This is a genomic window from Mesorhizobium sp. P2_B11, from assembly GCF_056404855.1.
On record NZ_JBFUDF010000003.1, the window covers coordinates 519,340 to 539,623 of the forward strand.

General features: G+C 63.6%; 17 protein-coding genes and 1 riboswitch. Of the genes, 10 read left to right on the top strand and 7 right to left on the bottom strand.

The features are described from left to right. Positions 1-16: 16 nt before the first annotated feature. Entirely contained in the window at positions 17-559 is a 543-nt protein-coding gene (locus tag AC1DYJ_RS11070; protein ID WP_477281719.1) for a helix-turn-helix domain-containing protein, read from the bottom strand. A 282-nt stretch (positions 560-841) separates the two neighbouring features. On the opposite strand from AC1DYJ_RS11070, the gene AC1DYJ_RS11075 reads away from it, so the two are divergent. Further along, complete coding sequence (locus AC1DYJ_RS11075; protein WP_477280726.1) at positions 842-1,546, top strand: nitroreductase; 705 nt, start codon at positions 842-844, stop codon at positions 1,544-1,546. Positions 1,547-1,568: 22 nt separating this feature from the next. Here AC1DYJ_RS11075 and AC1DYJ_RS11080 read toward each other — a convergent pair whose 3' ends face one another. The 5 genes from AC1DYJ_RS11080 to AC1DYJ_RS11100 all read right to left on the bottom strand — a co-directional run bounded on the left by AC1DYJ_RS11080 (position 1,569) and on the right by AC1DYJ_RS11100 (position 8,412). Continuing rightward, positions 1,569-3,011 carry an MFS transporter gene (locus tag AC1DYJ_RS11080; protein WP_477280728.1) on the bottom strand — a complete coding sequence of 481 codons (1,443 nt, stop codon included), beginning with the start codon at positions 3,009-3,011 and terminating at the stop codon, positions 1,569-1,571. 230 nt (positions 3,012-3,241) lie between these two features. Next, positions 3,242-3,859: a sarcosine oxidase subunit gamma gene (locus tag AC1DYJ_RS11085; protein ID WP_477280730.1), complete on the bottom strand. Its 618-nt coding sequence runs from the start codon at positions 3,857-3,859 to the stop codon at positions 3,242-3,244. Further along, positions 3,852-6,848, bottom strand: a complete 2,997-nt coding sequence (locus tag AC1DYJ_RS11090; RefSeq protein ID WP_477280732.1) for a sarcosine oxidase subunit alpha — start codon at positions 6,846-6,848, stop codon at positions 3,852-3,854. Before AC1DYJ_RS11090 ends, AC1DYJ_RS11085 begins: the two co-directional genes overlap by 8 nt. Then, positions 6,845-7,141 carry a sarcosine oxidase subunit delta gene (locus AC1DYJ_RS11095; protein WP_023670367.1) on the bottom strand — a complete coding sequence of 99 codons (297 nt, stop codon included), beginning with the start codon at positions 7,139-7,141 and terminating at the stop codon, positions 6,845-6,847. The genes AC1DYJ_RS11090 and AC1DYJ_RS11095 overlap by 4 nt, the downstream gene beginning before the upstream one ends. 11 nt (positions 7,142-7,152) lie before the next feature. Further along, positions 7,153-8,412, bottom strand: a complete 1,260-nt coding sequence (locus tag AC1DYJ_RS11100) for a sarcosine oxidase subunit beta (RefSeq protein ID WP_477280734.1) — start codon at positions 8,410-8,412, stop codon at positions 7,153-7,155. 207 nt (positions 8,413-8,619) lie between these two features. On the opposite strand from AC1DYJ_RS11100, the gene AC1DYJ_RS11105 reads away from it, so the two are divergent. After that, the gene (locus tag AC1DYJ_RS11105) at positions 8,620-11,106 is read left to right on the top strand and encodes a mechanosensitive ion channel family protein (protein ID WP_477280736.1); all 2,487 of its coding nucleotides are present in this window, start codon (positions 8,620-8,622) and stop codon (positions 11,104-11,106) included. On the opposite strand, the gene AC1DYJ_RS11110 is transcribed toward AC1DYJ_RS11105, so the two are convergent. After that, on the bottom strand, positions 11,103-11,555 hold the full coding sequence (locus AC1DYJ_RS11110; RefSeq protein WP_477280737.1) for a hypothetical protein: 453 nt from the start codon (positions 11,553-11,555) through the stop codon (positions 11,103-11,105). The two genes, AC1DYJ_RS11105 and AC1DYJ_RS11110, sit on opposite strands and share 4 nt — an antisense overlap. A gap of 144 nt (positions 11,556-11,699) precedes the next feature. Here AC1DYJ_RS11110 and AC1DYJ_RS11115 point away from each other — a divergent pair, with 144 nt between their 5' ends. The 8 genes from AC1DYJ_RS11115 to AC1DYJ_RS11150 all read left to right on the top strand — a co-directional run bounded on the left by AC1DYJ_RS11115 (position 11,700) and on the right by AC1DYJ_RS11150 (position 20,017). Beyond that, a complete protein-coding gene (locus AC1DYJ_RS11115) occupies positions 11,700-11,963 on the top strand; it encodes a hypothetical protein (protein ID WP_023670370.1) in 264 nt (87 codons plus the stop codon). Positions 11,964-12,170: 207 nt separating this feature from the next. After that, a complete protein-coding gene (locus AC1DYJ_RS11120) occupies positions 12,171-13,604 on the top strand; it encodes a UbiA family prenyltransferase (protein ID WP_477280739.1) in 1,434 nt (477 codons plus the stop codon). 3 nt (positions 13,605-13,607) lie between these two features. After that, positions 13,608-14,960, top strand: a complete 1,353-nt coding sequence (locus AC1DYJ_RS11125; protein ID WP_477280741.1) for an FAD-binding oxidoreductase — start codon at positions 13,608-13,610, stop codon at positions 14,958-14,960. Positions 14,961-15,082: 122 nt separating this feature from the next. Continuing rightward, entirely contained in the window at positions 15,083-15,517 is a 435-nt protein-coding gene (locus tag AC1DYJ_RS11130) for an EamA family transporter (RefSeq protein ID WP_454587856.1), read from the top strand. Beyond that, complete coding sequence (locus AC1DYJ_RS11135) at positions 15,514-16,521, top strand: NAD-dependent epimerase/dehydratase family protein (RefSeq protein ID WP_477280743.1); 1,008 nt, start codon at positions 15,514-15,516, stop codon at positions 16,519-16,521. Before AC1DYJ_RS11130 ends, AC1DYJ_RS11135 begins: the two co-directional genes overlap by 4 nt. A 68-nt stretch (positions 16,522-16,589) precedes the next feature. Beyond that, positions 16,590-18,020 carry an aspartate aminotransferase family protein gene (locus AC1DYJ_RS11140; protein WP_477281721.1) on the top strand — a complete coding sequence of 477 codons (1,431 nt, stop codon included), beginning with the start codon at positions 16,590-16,592 and terminating at the stop codon, positions 18,018-18,020. Between the two features lie 15 nt (positions 18,021-18,035). Beyond that, positions 18,036-19,265, top strand: a complete 1,230-nt coding sequence (locus AC1DYJ_RS11145) for a hypothetical protein (protein WP_477280745.1) — start codon at positions 18,036-18,038, stop codon at positions 19,263-19,265. Beyond that, a complete protein-coding gene (locus tag AC1DYJ_RS11150) occupies positions 19,262-20,017 on the top strand; it encodes an FkbM family methyltransferase (protein WP_477280746.1) in 756 nt (251 codons plus the stop codon). The genes AC1DYJ_RS11145 and AC1DYJ_RS11150 overlap by 4 nt, the downstream gene beginning before the upstream one ends. Before the next feature lie 47 nt (positions 20,018-20,064). Continuing rightward, positions 20,065-20,181, top strand: a riboswitch (TPP riboswitch). Positions 20,182-20,284 lie beyond the last annotated feature (103 nt).

Below are 20,284 nucleotides of genomic sequence, written 5' to 3' on the forward strand. Positions count from 1 at the left end.
ATTAGAAACCCCTCGTTCAATAGACAGGCGGCGAAACCACCCAGATGACAACGGCCGGCTCGGTGCCGGGATTGCGCCAGCGGTACGGCTTGCGCTCGAAGCGGAAGGAATCGCCTTCAACAAGACGGTGCCAGACACCCGCTATCTCGATCTCGAAAATGCCCGAAGCGATGTAGCCTGCTTCCTCGGTCGGCCGCAGCTGTTCGCTCTTCATCTCCGCGCCCGGCGCGAAGATCGAACGCACCATCTCGAAACTACCTCCGAGATCGGGCGACAGAAGCTCCTCCACCAGGCCTGATTCGCTTGTGCCAAGCGTGCGCCGACTGCCGGCGCGCACGATCACGCCGCGCTCCTTCTCGATCGGCACGTCATGGCTGAAGAACAGGCTGAGCGGCACGCCGAACAAATCGGCGAAGGCCCTGAGGTCGCCCAGCGAAGGGATCGACAGGCCGCGCTCGACCTGGCTGACCCAGCCGACGGAGCGGCCGAGCTTCAGGGCGATCTCGGCCAGCGTCAGCCCACGCGCCTTGCGCAGCGCACGGATGTCGCTCGCCAACAGGCGCTCGTCAGGTCCCTGCAATGTTTTGGCGGTAGCTGGGGGCAAAACGCTCACTTGATGAAAAATCCGGAGTGAATTTCATGAGAGCCCACGCCCGTGAAAAAATCAAGTGGATTTTCATGAGGCCACAAGATTTGCTTGCGCGATTTTGGCGGTTCATGCAAAGGCTCGGCCACGAACGGCTGACGTGGGGGCGCCGGGTCGGCGACCAAGGTTTGGAATCTGCGCAAGGTCTTCTCTGAACGCCGTTTCGGCTTTCCGGGTATGCGCAAAGGGACGGCCATGCTGGAAAAAAACGCCCAAATCGCGCAGGACGCGGCTGTTGTCGACGAGGCGATCCTGTCGCGCCGTTCGGTGCGCGCCTTCCTGCCCGACATGGTCGATGACGAGACGATCCGCGCCATTCTCTCGGTTGCCGCGCGCGCGCCTTCGGGCACCAACATGCAGCCCTGGCGGGTCTATGTCACCAAGGGCGAGATCAAGCAGCAGATTACCGATGCCATCCTCAATTCCGGCATCCGCGCCGAAAAGGCCGATTGGGACGAGTATCGTTATTACCCCACCCAGTTCTTCGAGCCGTATCTCACCCGCCGCCGCGCCAACGGTTTTGGGCTCTATGGCGCGCTCGGCATCGGCCGCCGCGAGGTCGACAAGATGCGCGCCCAGCACGACCGCAACTTCGTCTTCTTCGACGCTCCCGTCGGCATGATCTTCACCATCGACCGGCGGCTGAACCAGGGCTCGTGGATCGATTACGGCATGTTCCTGCAAAACATCATGGTGGCGGCGCGGGGCAGGGGTCTGCACACCTGCCCACAGGCAGCCTTTGCGCCCTATCACCGGCAGATCCGGCCTGTGCTCAACATTCCCGACGAGGAGATCGTCGTCTGCGGCATGGCGCTTGGCTTTGAGGATACCTCCAAGCCTGAAAACGATTTTCGAACCGACCGCGTGCCGCTGGAAGAGTGGGTGACGTTCAGCGAATAAAGCGGGCGTCGGCCAAAGGGCTCTATTCCACGCTCAATTGCGCGCCATGGCCGCTGACATGGGCGCCGTCTTGCGGTGTCAGCTTGAGGTAGGCGATCAGTGCGCACAGCGTGATGACGCCTTCGATCACGAACAGGATGCGGAAGTCGTTGGTCACGGCAGGCCCACCGCCGGCCAGGAATGACAGCAACGCGGCAGCCAGGCCGACGCTGATCGCCACCGCCAGCTGCCACAGAATGTAATAGAGCGCGCTGAAGCGGGCGAGTTGGTCGGGTGCGATGTCGGAATAGGCGAGATTGCCGGTCGATGCCCACTGCGCCGAGCGCAGGACACCGAAGGCGAAAATATAGGCGAGCACGATCCAGACCGGTGTTGTCGCCTCTATCAAGGCGAAGCCCGCGACCATGGCCGCGACGATCGGCGTGTTGACGACCAGCACACGGCGAAAGCCGAAGCGGTTGAGCAGGCGCGGCATGAAGACACGCATGATCAGCGATCCGACCGCAGCAACGAAGGTCAGCGAGCCCGCCTGCACCGCGCTCATGCCAAAACCGAGCTGGAACATCAGCGGCAGCAGGAAGACGACGGAGCTCAGGCCGATCGTGTCCAGCCCGCCGCCAGTGAGGAAGGAGATGCGGAAGGTGCGGATGCGCAGGAGTTTCAGGTCCAGCAAGGGGTTGCGGGCACGCAGGCAGTAGAAGGAGGCAACCGTCAGGATGACGATCGCCAGCGCCAGCTCGGCCGCGATCATGCTGCCGGCGGCATCCTTTGCGGCAAGCGAGTCCATGCCGAAGACCAGCAGCACCATGCCGCTGCCGACCAGCAGGAAGCCCGGAAAATCGAACGGTGTGCGCACCGGTTTGGTAACCGTCGGAAACAGCGAGGCGGCAAGAACGGCCGCGGCCAACGCAAACGGCACGTTGATGAAGAAGATCCAGCGCCACGAAATGTAGGTGGTCAGCGCGCCGCCGACGAGCGGGCCGACCAGCGGTCCGGACTGGCCGGCGAGCGAGATATACATGTTTATCTTCAGCGTGCGGCTGCGCGGGAAGGTCGACAGGATGACGACCTGGCCGAGCGTCCCCATCAGCGCGCCGCCAAACCCTTGCAGCGCGCGGGCGCCGACCAGTGTCCAGATGTCGTTGGACAGCCCGCACAGTGCCGATGACGCCGCGAACACCAGCAAGGCGAAGCAGTAGACGTTGCGCAGGCCGAAGCGGTCGGCGGCCCAGCCGCCGAGCGGCATCGAGATGATCAGGCTGGCGACATAGACGGTAATCAGCAGGCCGAGCTGGCTCGGCGGGCGGCCGAGGCTTTCGCTGATGCCGGGCAGGGCGGTGACCACGACGTTCTGGTCGAGGCTGGTCATGAACACGCCGCAGGCGACCGTCAGCGGCAGCAAGAGCAAGGCTCTGGCCGACACATCGGCGCGATCCGTGGCGCCGGCGGATAGTTCTGCAGTCATGGGGATGTTCGAACCAAACGACGATGCCGAGCCTGAGACGGGATCTTTTTGACCCCTTGGACCGGTTGGACGGCCACTTGTGCCATCATGGGCGTCTGCAGCAGGATTCTCTAGCGGCAGAACCGGTCGGCGTTGATGCCAGAAGCCGAGGGGAAACGGCCATTTGGCCGCTTCCTTTGGTTGACGCAATTCCTGACGGAAAACCGCTTCACACTTTTCCTGGAATTGCTCTACTGCACTTCGTAGCCGACTTCCTCGCTGGCGTGACAAAGCGCCTTCCAGAACGAGCGGGCGAAGGAGCGGAAGACGTAGATATCGAATTGATCGGCGCCGGTGCGCTGGATCTGGGCGAAGACGTCGTGATGGGTGGTGGAGCGGCCGGCGCCGACAGGGAAGGCGGGCAGCGCGAAGTCGATGGCGAAGAATTTCGCCAGCACCCATTCGGCCTTCGGCCCGGCGATGCGGATCGCGGTGCGGCCATGCGACAGGTCGGTGACCGTACCGATGGCCGGGGTGACGTCCCTGGTAACGGCCACCGCCAGACCCTCGGCTTCATCGACGACCGTGAACTTTCCCGGCGCAAAGCCGAACACAGCCTTGCCATCCTTGGCGACACCGCCGCCGGCCCCATCGGGCAGAGCGAGGCCGGTGACTTTGCGGATCGCCTCGATCAGCTGCTTTTCCGCGCCCGGCCATGCGGCAAGCTGCAGGATCGAGCCCGGCCGGGTCTCGGTCAGGATGACGTCCACGCCATGCTCGAAATTGCCGTGCGAACCCGGATGGAACACCGGCTCGAGCGGCGAGAGGCGCTCCGGTAGTTGGCTTTCACGTGATTGGCGCTCAGCCATGCATGCGGCTCCCGTCCGGGTCGTAGAAATGGTTGGAGACGATCTCGACCGGTCCGAACCGCTTGCGCAGCGGATCGGAGACGAACGCGCGACTGCCATGGCGCGCCTTGCCGCCCTCGACCAGGGCCAGGGCGATATGCTTGCCCAGCGCCGGCGAATAGCAGCAGGCGGTGATGTGGCCGAGCGAATCGTGCGGATTGGCCTCGTCCAGTTCCGTCACGATATGGGCGCCGCCGTTGAGCGGCAGGTTGTCGAGCGAGACCAGGCCGACCAGCTGCAGCCGGTCGGGCGCGATCAGGCCTTCACGGTCCATCATCGCCGAGCCGATGAACGGCTTTTTCTTCGACAGCATCCAGTCGAGATGCAGGTCGCGCGCTGTGGTGCGGCCGTCGATCTCGGCGCCGGTGACGTGGCCCTTTTCGATGCGCATCGTGCCCAGCGCCTCCAGCCCGTAGGTGACCAGGCCGAACGGCTTGCCGGCTTCGACCAGCGCTTCCCAGACATGGGTGCCGTGGCCGGCGCCGGAGTAGACCTCGAAGGCCATTTCGCCGGAGAAGGACAGCCGGCAAATCATCACCGGTACGCCGGCAATCTGGCCATGCACAATGCCCATGAAGGGCAGGGCGGCGTTGTCGACCGCAGTGCCGGTGACGCAAGCGGCCAGGATGGCGCGCGCCTTCGGCCCGCCGATGGCCGCGCCCGCCCATTCGTCGGTCACCGACGTGACGTGCACCTTGAGATCCGGCCAGATGACATCGAGGAAATACTCCAGATGCTGCATCACCTTGCCGGCGTTCGCCGTGGTGGTGGTCATCAGGAAATCCTGTTCGCCCAGCCGCCATGTGGTGCCGTCGTCGAAGGCCAGCCCGTCCTCGCGCAGCATCAGCCCGTAACGGGCCTTGCCGACGGCAAGCGTGGAAAACATGTTGGTGTAGACGCGGTCGAGGAATTCAGCCGCATCCGGTCCTTGCACGGCGATCTTGCCCAGGGTCGAGACGTCGACGATGCCGGCGCTTTCGCGCGTCGCCCTGGCTTCGCGGACATAGGCCTGCTCGACCGTCTCGCCTGAAAGCCCGTAGATCATCGGCCGAAACCAGAGGCCGGCTGAATACATGGTCGCGCCGTTGGCGAGGTGCCAGTCATGCATCGGCGTCAGCCGCTCGGGCTTCAGATCGCCGAAGCGCTCGGCGGCGAGCGAGCCGATCGACACCGCCGAATAGGGCGGACGGAAGCGCGTCGTGCCGACTTCGGGGATCGGCTTGCCCAGCGCCTCGGCCATGATGGCGAGGCCTGGCACGTTGGAGTTCTTGCCCTGGTCGGTCGCCATGCCGAGCGTGGTGTAGCGCTTTAGGTGCTCGACCGAGACAAAACCTTCGCGATGCGCCAGCCGCACGTCCTCGGCGGTCACATCATGCTGGAAGTCGACGAAGCTTTTGCCTTTCGCCTTGATCTCGAACACCGGCGCCGGATCGGGGCTGCCGGGCGCTGCCTCGACGTCCGGCAAGGCTGCAGGCGCAGTCGCTCCCCCGGCCGCGGACAGGCCGGCGGCGCGGCCCTCAACGATGGCTTCGGCGGTCGAAAAGCTGCCGTTGAACGCGCCCGCACCGATCCAGCGCTGCTGCGTCGGCTTCGGGGGCAGGAAGGCCTGGCGGGCAGGGTTCCATTCAGCCCTCGCGCCGGCCTGGCTGGCGAGATGGATGGTCGGCGACCAACCGCCCGACATCAGCAGGCAATCGGCGTGGATGCTGCGGGCGTCGCCGCTGAGCAGACCGGAGTTCATGTCGAAGCGCTGCACCTTGAGGCCGGTGAGCGCCTTGCCGCCTTCGGTGGCGACCACGGCATGGCCGGAGAGGATTTCGGCTTCGGCCTCGGTGGCCAGGCTGCGCATCTCGGACGACAGTTCGGGGCGCACATCGATGATGGCGACGATGGCTGCTCCAGCCTTTTTCAGCGCCAGCGCCGAGCGATAGGCGCTGTCATTGTTGGTGAACAGCGCGATCCGTTCGCCCGGCAGCACCCCATAATCATTGGCGTAGCGCTCGCCGGCATGCGCCAGCATGACGCCCGGCCGGTCATTGCCGGGGAACACCAGCGGCCGCTCGAAAGAGCCGGTGGCGAGCACCACCGTTTTGGCGCGGATCGCCCAATAGCGATGGCGCGGTTCGCCCTTGCCGGGCGTTTCCTTGTGGTCGGTGACGCGCTCGAGCGCGGCCAGCGTGTTGCCGTCATAATACCCCCACACCGTGGTGCGCGGCAAAAGGCGGACCGTGTCGTGACCTTCGAGCTGGCTGACGGTGCGCGCCGCCCAGTCGGCGGCCGGCGCGCCGTCGATGGTCTCGCCGGACCAATTGGCCGAGCCGCCGAAACGCGGCTCCAACTCGGCCAGAATGACGCGCGCGCCCTGGTCGGCAGCCGCCTTTGCGGCCGCCAGGCCGGCCGGGCCGGAGCCGACCACCAGCACGTCGCAAAATGCGTTCATGCGTTCGTAGCGCGAAGTGTCGGCGGCTATGCCGGCCTTGCCGAGACCGGCGGCGCGGCGGATGAAATGCTCGCAGAACATCCAGAAACGGGTGCCTTTCAGCGGACCGAAGACCGGACCCATGAAGGTCTTGTAGTAGAAGCCGGCGGCCAGGATCTTGCCGCCGAGCTGGTTGACGGCGTTGACGTCCCAGGCAAGCGAGGGAAAGCGGTTCTGGCTGACGGCCACCAGCCCGTCATAGATCTCGACCATGGTCGCGGCGACATTGGGCTCGCGCACCTCGCCGCGCAGCACGGTCACGAGCGCGTTCGGCTCCTCGACGCCGGCCGACAGCAGGCCGCGCGGGCGGTGGTATTTGAACGAACGCCCGAACAGCGTGACGCCATTGGCAAGCAACGCCGAGGCCAGCGTGTCGCCGGCATGGCCGGTGTAGGGCGTGCCGTCGAAGGTGAAGCGGATGGTGCGCAGCCGGTCGATGCTGCCGCCGGTCTCGATGCGGCGCGGGCTCACGACTTGCCTCCGGCCTTGTGACGGGCGGCGGCATTGTGGTCGCCGCGCGCGAAACCGGTGCTGGAAATCTCATGCGTTACCGTGTTGCGCACCATCCTCAGATGGGTGCGGCAACCGCCGGAATGCTGCCAGATCTCATTGTGGTCGCCGGCCGGATTCAGCCGGTCGTAGACATAGGCGTTCCAAGCGTCGAGGTCCTGCGAATTGGGCTGCGGGCGCTCGCGATTGCCATCACCCTGATAGGTGAACTCGATGACGTCGCGCGGGCCGCAATAGGGACAGGTGATAAGCATTTGTTTGAACCCTAATGCAGCCGGGGCGTTGCGCCCTGGCCCTTGTCGTCGATCACGAGACCACGATGGAAGCGGTCGAGTGTGAAGGGCGCGTTGAAGTCGTGCGGCTCGTCCTTGGCGATGGTATAGGCAAAGCACCAGCCCGAGGCCGGCGTCGCCTTGAAGCCGCCATAGCACCAGCCGCAATTGAGATACATGCCTGGTAGCGGCCCGGTGGTGATGATCGGCGAGCCGTCCATCGACATGTCGCAGACACCGCCCCAGGAGCGCAGCATGCGCACGCGGGCAAGGCCGGGAAACAGCGCCAGCATCTCGCTCATCACCTCGTCGACGATGGGCAGGTTGCCGCGCTGGGCGTAGCTGTTGTAGCCGTCAATGTCGCCGCCATAGACGAGGCCGCCCTTGTCGGACTGCGACATATAGAAATGGCCCATGCCGAAGGTCAGCACCGTGTCGATGAAGGGTTTTAGCGATTCGGTGACGAAGGCCTGCAGAACATGGCTCTCGATCGGCATTCTGTCGACGCCGGCAAGCTGCATCACCCGTCCGGTGCTGCCGGCCACGGCGACTGCAACCTTCTTGCCGCGGATTTCGCCGCGCGTCGTCTGCACGCCGGTAATGCGGTCGCCGTCGCGCAGGAAGCCGGTAACCTCGCAATTTTCGATGATGTCGACGCCGCGACGGTCTGCGCCGCGCGCATAGCCCCAGGCGACAGCGTCATGGCGGGCGGTGCCCGCGCGCGGCTGCATCAGCCCGCCGACGATCGGAAAGCGCGCCGAAGCCGACACGTCCAGCGCCGGCACCAGCCGCTTGATCTCGGCGGTGCTCATCAGTTCCGCATCGACGCCGAGATGGCGCATGGCGTTGCCGCGCCTGGCGTAATCGTCGAACTGGGCCGGCGTATGGGCCAGGTTCAGGCAGCCGCGCTGCGAGAACATGACGTTGTAGTTGAGGTCGTGCGACAGGTTCTCCCACATCTTCATCGAATGTTCGTAGAAGCGGGTGTTGGAGGGCAAGAGGTAGTTGGAGCGCACCGCCGTGGTGTTGCGGCCGACATTGCCGGAACCCAGCCAGCCCTTCTCCAGCACCGCGACATTGGTGATGCCATGCTCCTTGGCCAGATAGTAGGCCGTCGACAGGCCATGGCCGCCGCCGCCGATGATGATGACATCATAGGAGGCCTTGGGGTCGGGCTTGCGCCAGGCCGGCTTCCAGTCCTGATTTCCCTTGAGCGCGTTCGTGAGAAGCGAAAGGGCTGAATATTCCGCCATTCTTCATGCCATCCTTGGTGCGATGCGGCAGACTATAGAGCAGGCGGCGGGTGCAAAGCCAAGATTGCGCCATGGCTTTTCGACTGGCCGACTCCCGCAAGGCCGTCAACCGCCATGACCCGGCCATGACTTGCCCCTTGGGATGAGCGTCTTTATCAAGGATCGCTCTAGAAGCGGCCTTTGCCGCGCGATTGAGTCGCTAGCACTATGTTTTTTCGCCTGCTCCGCCTGCTCCTGATCCTAGCGCTGGTCGTGTCCGCGCCGTCTGTCGACGCGTTGGCCCAGGCGCTGGGCCAGGGTGCTGCCGGATTGGTCACCGACCAGCAGAAGGTCATCCAGGGCCTGACCGCCAAGACCGACGATCTCGAGAAGAAATTACAGCAGGACGGCCAGGACGATGCCTCCCTCGTCGATATCCGTCTGCAGCTGGAGGATCTGTCGCGGGCGGCACTGACCAGTGCGCTGGCGTTCCGTTCGCGGCTCACCGACATCAACAATCGCATCGAAGTGCTGGGTCCGCCGCCGGCTGCGGGCCAGCCGCAGGAGCCCGACATCGTGACCGGCGAGCGCCAGGCGCTGGCATCGGAAAAGGCCGAGATCAACGCGGTCGTCGCCAGCGCTCAGAACCTGTCGATCCGCATCAGCGGGCTGATCGACAAGATCGGCAATATGCGCAGCGAGCAGTTCCGCAACTTTTTGACCAAGCGCTACGCACTGTCCGAGGCGCTGAGCTCGCAGGTGTTCTCCGACGCAAGGGACGAATACACCAACCTTTTCAGGGCGGTATCGTCGTGGCTGAGCTTTGCCTTCAAGTTCAAGTTCCAGGCGATGCTTGCCGCGACTTTCATGTCGCTGGGGCTGGCGGCGGTGCTTCTCGTGGGGGGACGCCGTCTGTTCGGGCGTATCTTCGAAGCCGATCCTTCGGTCGAGGATCCGACTTATCTCAGCCGCCTGTCGGTGGCTTTCTGGTCGACCTTGCTGCCGACGCTGGCGGTCAGCGCCTTCCTCGCCTCGACGGTCTTTCTCTACAATTATTACAATGTGCTGCGCGGCGACATCGGCGTCTTCCTAAATGCGTTGGCCGCCGTCATCGCCATAGTGTTCTGCGTCAACCGCCTGACCAATGCTGCACTGGAGCCACGGATGCCGAACTGGCGCCTGATCCAGGTCGAGACCGGCCCGGCGCGCTGGCTGGTGCGGCTGACGACGGCCATGGCGGTCGTCATCGGCGTCAATAACTTCCTGTCGATCGTCAACGACAAGATGGGCTCGCCCTTGTCGCTGACGATCGCCAGAAGTTTTGTCGCCACTGTCATCGTCGGCGTCATCCTGATCCTGATGGCGTTGCTGAGGCCGTACAAGCGAGCCGACGGCAGCTGGCGCCCGTGGCCGGTCTGGCTGCGCTATACCTGTGTCGCGCTCGGTCTGTTCACCATCATGGCGGCCTTGTTCGGCTATATCGGCCTCGCCATCTTCGTCTCGCTGCAGGTCGTGGTCACCGGCACCATCCTGCTCACCGCCTATATCGGCTTCCTGTCGGCGCGCGAGATCGGCGAGGAAGGCGGTTTCGCCGGCACCTCGATCGGGCGCTGGCTGAAGACCAACTCCAGCTATGAGGATACTGCGCTAGACCAACTCGGCCTGGTGGTCAGCGTCGCCATCAATCTGATGATCGTGCTGGTGTTCCTGCCCCTGATCCTGTTGATGTGGGGGTTCCAGCCCGGTGACATCCAGGCCTGGGGCTACAAGCTGGCGACAGGCATCACCATCGGCTCGGTGACGATTTCGGTCACCGGCATCCTCAGCGGCATCATCGTCTTCATCATCGGGTATTTCCTGACCCGCTGGTTCCAGGGCTGGCTCGACGGCTCGGTGATGGCGCGCGGCAAGGTCGACACCGGCGTGCGCAACTCGATCCGGCTGGCAGTCGGTTATGCCGGCGTCGCCATCGCCGGCCTCGTCGGCATCTCGGCGGCGGGCATCGATCTTTCCAACCTGGCGCTGGTTGCCGGCGCGCTTTCACTGGGTATCGGTTTTGGCCTGCAGAATGTCGTCTCCAACTTCGTGTCCGGCCTGATCCTGCTCGCCGAACGGCCATTCAAGGTCGGTGACTGGATCGTCGCCGGCGACACCTCAGGCACGGTCAAGAAGATCAGCGTGCGCGCCACCGAGATCGAGACCTTCCAGCGGCAATCGGTGATCCTGCCCAACTCGAACCTGATCAACAACGCCGTCGGCAACTGGACGCACCGCAACAAGCTCGGCCGTGTGGAGATCAAGGTCGGCGTCGCTTATGGCAGCGACGTCAAGCGGGTGCATGCCATCCTTCTGGAGATCGCACGCAGCCATCCGCTGGTGCTGAAGAACCCGGAACCGTTCGTGCTGTTCACCAATTTCGGGCCGGCGGCGCTCGAGTTCGAGATCCGCGTGTTCCTGGCCGATGTGCTGAACGGCGCCATCGTGCAGAACGATATCCGCTTTGCCGTGCTCGATGCTTTCGAGAGCGAGCATATCGAGATCCCTTCGACGCCACGCGCCGAAATCAAGGTCAAGCAGACCGAGGCATGGCCGCTCGACGACGACAAGATCGAAGTCGAATTCGCCGAGAAGGAGCAGGCGGAGGCCGAAGCGGCGGCCGAGAAGGCGCGCCTGGCGAAATCGGGCCGCAAGGCGCGCAAACCCGACCCCAGCTAGGGCCGGCTCCAGCCAAGGCTGCGGTCCAGCTGATCGAGCCTGTCGGCGGGGTAAGTTCGCGACAGGTGATATCGGTTCTGCTCGTCGCTGTATCCGAGGAGCTTTCCCTGCAGCCATTCCAGCTGCGGGCACCAGGCGCCGCGGTGCAAAAGCTCGATAAGCAGGCAAGACGCCTCTACTCGCCATTCTTCGCCCAGGCGGGCATAAAAATAGTAGTCGATGTCGAGCTCGGTTCCGTTCGGGCCCTTTGCCTGGAAGGTCCTGACGTGTTCGGAGAGCGTTCCATTTGCAACATGTGTTGCGAAATCCTGGTTGGCCAGGACGTCGGACTTTTCATCTCCGTCGACGCGCTCGTGGGCGAACATTGCGAAGGGCTTTTCCCCGGCAAGCATCATCGCCAGCTCACGGTTGGTGTGCAGCGGGTAGGGGTAAGGCTCGTTGCGGTTCATCTGTCCATGCGCTCCCAAACCAATTGCGGCATGAATGCGGCATTCAGTTGCGGTTCAGCTTGCATCTCATATAAGCTCACATGCAAAGGCGATAATGCCTTGCGAAATGCAACAGAGGCGGTGTGGAAACACCGATATTGCAAAATGTGGAAGTCGCTCGTCGTCGCCATCGCTCTTACCGCAGCGAGTGGCTCGGCCTTTGCCGCCAGCGCGGTCAACAAGGACGCTGAGACCCGTACGCTGATCGTGACGGAAGGCGGCGGCAAGACGGAGCTGGCGCTGGCCGCCGGCGAGACCGTGGAATTCTGCCCCAACGGCTGTTTCGTCACCTTGCCCAATGGTGACCTCGAGGCCCTGACCGGCTCGGAAACGGTCGAAATTTCGGGCGGCGTCGCCCGCATCAAGTAACATTAGCGGTAGCTCTTGTAGAGGCCGGGCAATTGCCCGGCCTTTTATTGTTCGTGGTAGCAATTGCTTAACAATGACGCGGGAAATATCGTCGTGTCTACCGGCTGCAACCAGGCGTTTTAACGTTCACTACGCCGTTCCGCCGCTATACCCTTGCGAAGACGCCGAAACACGGCGCGACGGGTTTATGAGCAGGACAGGACAGACATGGATGCGCGGTCGGACAAGAACGCAATCCCGCTTGCGGTCGACCTCGACGGCACGCTGATTGCGACCGACCTTTTGTGGGAAGGCCTGTTCATCCTTCTCAAGAAGAATCCGCTCTATATCTTCCTGGTTCCGTTCTGGCTTGCCGCCGGCCCGGCGCGGCTGAAGCAAGCCATCGCCGACCGCATCGACATCGATCCGGCCTCGCTGCCCTATCGCGAAGCGCTGCTGCAGCGCATGCGCGCCGAGCATGCCGACGGCCGCAAGATCGTGCTGGCGACAGGTACGCCACGCAAGTTCGCCGAGGCGATCGCCGCCCATCTGGGCATCTTCGACTATGTGCTGGCGACCGACGGTCCGCACAACATGACCTCGGGCCGCAAGCGCGACGCGCTCATCGCCGCCTATGGCGATGGCGGGTTCGACTATGCCGGCAACAGCCGTCACGATCTCAAGGTATTCGATGCCGCGCGCGAGGCCATCGTCGTGGCGCCGGACCGCCATGCGAAGCGCTGGCAGGCCACGCATAGCGCCGAAGTGCTGCCGGCGCCGAAAAGGACATTGAAGACATTCGTCAAGATGCTGCGGATGCATCAGTGGCTGAAGAATTCGCTGATCGCGGTGCCAATGGTGCTGTCGCACGAATACTTCAACACCAACATGATCTGGCAATGCCTGCTGGCGTTCGTCTCCTTCAGCGCGGTGGCTTCCGCCATCTACATCCTCAACGATTTCTTCGACCTTGCGCTCGACCGCAAGCACCCGACCAAACGCAACCGGCCATTCGCCAGCGGCGCGCTGTCGATCCCCTTCGGTCTCGGCGCGATGGCCGCGCTGCTGGCGATCGGTGTTGCCGCGGGGCTGCTGTTGCCGATCGAGTTCCTGGGTGTGCTCGCCGGSTACATTGTGGTGACGACAGCCTATTCGCTGTCGTTCAAGCGCATGCTTCTGGTCGACGTGCTGACGCTGGCCGGCCTCTACACGGTGCGCGTGCTGGCGGGCGCTGCGGCGACCGGCGTCGAGGTCTCGTTCTGGCTGCTCGCCTTCTCGATTTTCTTCTTCCTGTCGCTGGCTCTGGTGAAGCGCTATGTCGAACTGCGCACCACAGCCATTCCGGTGGGCGAGCGCATTGCCGGCCGCGGCTACCGCATCGAAGACCAGGACATCGTCGCCCAGGCCGGCATGGCGTCGGCCTTCTCCTCGGCGCTGGTGCTGGCGCTCTACATGGACAGCGCCGCCGTGCGCGAACTCTATCCGCATCCCTGGCTGGTCTGGCCGCTGGCGCCGATCGTGCTGTATTTGACGATGCGCGTCTGGATCCTGGCGCGCCGCGACGAGATGAACGACGATCCGGTCGTCTTCATCATCCGCGACTGGCGCAGCCAGATCATCGTGGCTATCGGCGCAGCTCTGCTGGTCGTCGGAGGCTGGTAGAGGATGGCTGGCGAACGGTTCCAGAGTTTCGGCCGCGCCACGCCGGCTGCAAAGCGAACCATCGCCGCCGATACGGCTGTCGAGCTGATGAAGAGCGGCAAGGCGAAGGCAAACAGCCTGCTCGCCTACGGCAACGGTCGCTCCTACGGCGATTCCTGCCAGAACGAGGCGGGTGCGGTCGTCGACATGCGGCCGCTGAACCGTATCGGCGCCTTCAATGCCGAGACCGGCCTGCTCGAAGCGGAAGCCGGCGTGCTGCTGTCCGACATCATTGCGCACGTCGCACCCCACGGCTTCTTTCCGGCGGTGGTTCCAGGCACACAGTTCGTCACCCTTGGCGGCGCCATCGCTAACGACGTCCACGGCAAGAACCATCATCGGCGCGGCACCTTCGGCTGCCATGTCGAATCGCTGACGCTGCTGCGTTCGGACGGGCGCACCTACACCTGCTCGGCAACCGACAACGCCCGGCTGTTTGCGGCAACGATCGGCGGCATGGGGCTGACCGGCCTGATCCTGTCGGCCTCGATCCGGTTGATGCGGGTGCCTTCGCTCGACATCGTTGAGACGGCGACGCGGTTTGCCGATCTCGGTGAATTCTTCGAATTGGCCGAGGCCGCCGACCAGGACAATGAATATGCCGTGGCCTGGATCGACCAGCTTGCCGGCGGCCATGGCCGCGGACGCGGCCTGTTGTTGTCGGGCAATCACGCCGAGCACGGCTCGCATGCGGCGTCGCGCGCCGGCTCCCGCCTTTCGGTGCCGGTCCAGCCGCCATTCAACGTCCTCAACCGGCCGTTCCTGACGGCCTTCAACGCCGCCTATCGGTGGAAGAAAGGGCGCTCGGCAGAACCGCACCAAACCGGCTATCAGGGCTTCTTCTTTCCGCTGGACGGCGTCGGTGACTGGAACCGGCTCTATGGCCCCAAAGGTCTCTACCAGCACCAGAGCGTGGTCCCGGAACATGCCGCACGCCAGACCGTGCCGGCGCTGCTCGACGCGGCGCGTCGGGCGGGGCAGGGCTCTTTCCTCACCGTGCTCAAGCGCTTCGGGTCGATCCGCTCGCCGGGTCTGCTGTCATTTCCGCGGCCCGGCTTCACACTGACGCTCGATTTCCCCAATCGCGGCGGCAGGACACTGGCACTGCTTGGCGAACTCGACCGCATCACGGTCGCAGCCGGCGGCGCGGTCAATCCCTACAAGGATGCGCGCATGAGCGCGGAGACTTTCGCCGCCTCCTTCCCGGATTGGCAGCGGCTGGAAGCGCTGCGCGATCCGGCGTTCATGTCCAGTTTCTGGCTGCGGACGGCGAAAAAACTGGAGATGCCAAGGGGACGCGTCGAGGCAGCGGAATAGGTACAATTTGAATAAATCGTGGCAATAGACCGAAAGTTCGATGGTTTACTCAAACATTGTCGTGACTTCACGAAATGTTTGCAGATTAGCGGTAGGACCGTCGCGAGCGGCGGGTGGAAAACATGAAATATATCGTCTTCATTCTGTTCACAGTCATGACCAATGCCGCGGCGCAGCTGATGCTGAAGCAAGGCATGATGTCGCTCGGCCCGATTTCGTTCGAAGGCACCAACCCGCTTCTGAAGCTCCTGCAGATCGTCTTCAGCCCTTGGGTGTTCCTCGGCCTGTGCACCTTCGTCATTTCGATGGCCTCGCATCTCTATGTGCTGTCCAAGGTCGAGCTCAGCTTTGCCTATCCGTTCCTCAGCCTTGCCTATGTCGCGGTGGCGATCTTCGCCTATTTTATCTTCCGCGAGGACCTCAACGCCTGGCGTATCGCCGGCATCGCCTTCATCTGCGTCGGCACCGTGCTGATCGCGCAAAGTGGGCGCGGGCATGAGGACCAGACGGCTTCCATCAGCCCCGACAAGACAAGCAGCAGCGGGATCGTCCAATGAGACATGTGATTTTCGGCGGTGACGGCTTCGTCGGCCGTCATCTTGCCCCGAAGCTTGTGGCCGACGGTGAAGAGGTTGTCGTTGCCGACATCGTCAAGAGCGACCTGCCGCACTACCGTTCGGTCCGCTTCGTCACCTGCGATGTGACAGATCCGGCATCGGTGGCCAAAGTCGGATTGAAGGCCGACGACATGGTCTACAATCTGTCGGCCAAGATGCTGTCGCCGATCCAGGTGCGTGCCAAGCGCCACGATTTCTTCTTCCCGGTGAATTTCCACGGCACCGAACACATCATGCAGGCGATGGACAAGGCTGGCGCGCCGAAGCTGGTCCACTACACCACCGACATGATCTACGGCCACACGGTAACCCAGCCGATGACCGAGGAGCATCCGGTCGCGCCGCTAGGCGAATATGGCTGGTCGAAGCAGAAGACCGAGGAGCTCGCCGCCGAATGGCGCAAGCGCGGCATGTCGATCTCGCTGTTTCGGCCGCGCCTGATCATCGGCCCCGGCCGTCTCGGCATATTGGAAAAACTGTTCAAGCTGATCGACTGGAACCTTCCGGTGCCGATGATCGGTTCGGGCAAGAACCCATATCAGTTCATCTCGGTGTTCGACTGCGCCGAGGCCGCTCGCGCGGCCTGGAGGGCCGGCGTGCCCAATGAGGCCTATAATCTCGGCTCGCTCAATCCGCCGCCGGTCAGGAAATTGCTCGGCGACCTGATCAAGCATGCCGGCTCGAAATCGCTGCTGATCCCGACGCCGGGCTGGGCGGTCAAGCGCACGCTCGACCTGCTCGATCTCATGAACATGCCGATCATGGATCCCGAACAATATCTGATCGCCGATGAGGAGTGYGTGCTCGATGTGTCCAAGGCCGAGCGGCAGCTCGGCTGGGTGCCGCAATATCGCGACGAGGACATGCTGATCGCCGCCTACAGCGAATACCGCGCCAAGAAGGACGGCCTTGCCGTCCGCGCCAATCATGTCCCTGCCGAATAGAATGGGACGACCAGGAGAACTCCGAGATGACCGTCATGGCCAAGCCTGAGCAGACGAACGCACGCACCATGGTCAGCGCGCCGGCGCTGTCGCCCACCACTGTTGCCAAGCCCGAACTGATCAGCGTCGAGCAGGCGAAGTCGATGGATGTCGCCCGCATGACCGACCTGTTCAAGGCGCATCTCAACCCGGGCCAGCTGCATTTCATGAAGCTGCTCGGCTTCCACAAGATCAAGATCGAACGCGCCGAGGGCATGTTCTACATCGACCAGAACGGCCGCAAGATTCTCGACTTCTTCGGCGGCTTCGGTTCGCTGGCCTTTGGCCACAACCATCCGCGCATTCTCGAGGCGCGGAAGAAATTCCAGGAAGAAAAGCGCCAGGAGATCGCCATCGCCTTCATGTCGCAATATGCGGCAGCGCTGGCGCACAACATCGCCAAATGCTCGCCCGGCGATCTCGACATGGTGTTTCTGGGCTCGTCCGGGTCGGAAGCAATGGAAGCGGCGGTCAAGCTCGCCGAGCGCGCCGCCGGCCCGAAGCGGCCAAAAATCGTCTATGCCGAGAATTCCTTCCACGGCAAGACCAAGGGTGTGCTGGGCATCACCGACGGCCAGCTCTACCGTGCCGATTTCAAGATGGCTGAGAACACGGTGCGCATTCCCTTCGCCGACATCGAAGCGGTCGAGCGCCTGTTCCGCTCCGACCCGGAGGTCGGCGTCATCGTGCTCGAAACCATCCAGGGTGGCGGCGGCATCATCCAGGCGCCTGCCGAATACTGGCAGAAGCTGCGTGCGCTGTGCGACCAGTATGGCGTGCTGTGGGTGGCCGATGAAGTGCAGTGCGGCTACGGCCGTTCCGGCCGCTTCTATGCCTTCGAACACTACGGCGTGGTGCCCGATGTGACGGCGCTCGCCAAATCGCTCGGCGCCGGCAAGGCGGCGGTCGGCGCGATGATCGCGCGGCGCGAGGTCTACATGAAGGCCTATGGCACGCCGAAGACGGCCATGATCCACGCCATGGCCACCTTCGGCGGCATGGGCGAGGCCTGCGTCACCGCGATCGAAGGCATCAACGTGCTCTATGACGAGGGGCTGATCGACAATGCCGCCTCGACCGGCGAGTACCTGCTGCAGCGGCTGCAGGCGCTGAAGGAAAAATATCCGAAGATCATCAAGGACGTGCGCGGCAAAGGCTTCATGGTCGGGCTCGAGTTCCACGACTTCTCGCAGACCTTGCCGATGGTGCTGCGGCCGATCGTCAGCGTGCTCGACGACAAGCTGAAGGGCTCGCTGTCGGGCTTCGTCGGCGCGCTGTTGCTGCGCGACTATGACATGCTCGTCGCCTTCACCGAATACAATCGCAACGTCATCCGCCTCGAGCCGCCGCTGATCTGCCAGCGCGAGCATGTCGACCGTTTCGTCGATGCCTTCGACAGCCTGCTGTCGCGGGGCATCGTGTCGATCGTGAAGGATTTCGTCAAAAGCCAAGTCCGCTAAGTCCTGAGCCTGACAATGCTGAGCAAGCCCCCCGCCGCGCAAAACACACTCGACCGGCTGACCGCAGCCGTTCTGGCGTGGGGCGAGGGGACTTATGCGCGATGGGCAGCGCCGATCGGCGCGATCGCGTTTTCGCTCTACATCCTGGTCACGGCCTTTGCCGCCTGGACGATGCCCGACACCAATTGGGACATGCTGCCCTATCTCGCCATTGCCGAGGAGGGCGCTTATCCCGATGCGCAGGCGCTGCATGACTATGCCTACAGCACGGTTCAGGCCGGCGTGTCGGCCGCCGACTACAAGGCGCTGACCGACGATGGCGGCGGCTTTCGTAGCCACATGGCGCAAAATGCCGCCGACTTCCACTCGCTGCTCGGCATGTACCGGATCAAGTTCCTCTACGCCGAGGTCCTGTCGACGATGAGCGCGGTGATGTCGCCGGTCGAGGCGATGCGGCTGCTGCAGGTCGTCTCGGTGCTGCTGTTCGGGATGATCACGCTTCTGTGGCTTCGAACCGAGGGCGCGCTGGCGTTGGCTCCGGTGGCTGGCGCGGTGCTGATCATGGCCGATTTCGGCGATGCGGCACGCGCCTCGACGCCGGATCTGTTGTGTTCTTCGCTGTTCCTCGGCGGTCTGCTTGCCTATGTGCGCGGCCGCGAGGCGGCAACCGCTATCCTGCTCTTCCTCGCCTTCATGGCGCGGCCGGACAATATTGTTTTCCTTGCCATTTTCGCGGTGCTGCTGGTGGTTTTCCGGCAGCGGGCATGGGGCGCGCTGGCCGGCTTTGCCGCGTCCTTCGTTGCCTATTTCGCCATCTCGCACTGGGCCCAGCATCCCGGCTGGTGGCCGCATCTGTGGTTCTCCAGCATCGAACAGCACTACAATATGGATGGCTTCGAGCCGCCATTTTCGGTCGCCGCCTATCTCAAGGCGTTCGCCGCGTCCGTCCTTCGCGCCATTGGGCTCAACAGCTGGGTCGGCGTCTCGGTGCTGGCGCTGGCCGGGTGGTTTGCGCTGGCCCGTGCCGGCTTCCGGCTCGATCGCCGCGCCGGCATCCTGCTGGCCGCACTGGTGCTCGGCGTGCTGGCGAAGTTCACCGTCTTTCCGATCCATGACACCCGCATCTATTTTCCCAACCTTCTGCCGCCCTTCCTGCTGCTGGTGGGTCCGGTCATGGCGCTGTGGGCGTCGGCAAACCTGAGGCGGCCCATCGACTTGCACGCCCTTCCCGGAGATAAGCCATGAGTTCTGTATCCGGTCTGGCGCGCATTGCCCTTTCGCTCGGTCTGCCCGCCGGTCTGCTCGACCGCGGGCCGGCGCTGCATGGTACCAAATTCCTGGCCAAGGCGGCGCTGAAGGCGCGGTTTGGCGGCGGGCAACCGTTCCAGATGGTCAATGTCGGCGCCTGCGATGGCGCGCTGTTCGACGACGTCACGCCATGGCTGCATCGCATCCCGCGGGCGCGGGCCGTGCTGGTCGAGCCGATCCCGTACAATCAGAAACGGCTGCGCGCCAATTACCCCGACACGGAACGCTTTATCATCGAGCCGGTGGCGGTGACGAAAACCAAGGGTACGATCACCGTGCACACTTTCGATGCCGCCGCACTCGAGGCCGGCACGCTGCCGATCGAGTTCATCGGCTGCTCGTCGGTCACCGACACCAATCTGATGTCGGGCAAGAACGCCTGGGGCGAGGCCGACGCCAATTTCAACAAGTTCGCGCCGCATCTCAGGGACATCGAGGTGCCGTCGGAAACGCTGCAGACGCTGCTCGACCGCAACGGCGTAACCCATATCGACGCCTTCCTGGTCGATTGCGAGGGCGCCGACTGGATCGTCTTCGAACAGCTCGACCTCAACCGCTACCGTCCCGGCATGATCAAGGTCGAGGTCGGCGCACTGCCGGCAGCCGAGATCGGCCAGGTCGTGGTCAAGCTGAAGACCGCGGGCTACCAGGTCGGTTTCCAGGCCGAGGACATCTGGGCCTTCGCCTGAGCCGGCCGAGGGTGCTTGACAAAACGACGTCAGCCCGCTCAACTTGAGGCATTCACCAGGGGGGTCCCGACAAGGGGCTGAGATACTGCTGGCTTTCGCAGCGCAGTGACCCGTTGAACCTGATCCAGTTCATACTGGCGTAGGGACGGTGCAAGCGCTTTGCGGGATTCCATGCCCGAGGTCCTGTTTTCGAGCAGGGCAACCAAGGCGTCTTTTCATCCTTCCGGCACAGAACTGGGTCTCCAATGCACGAGCAAAGGAGCCTCA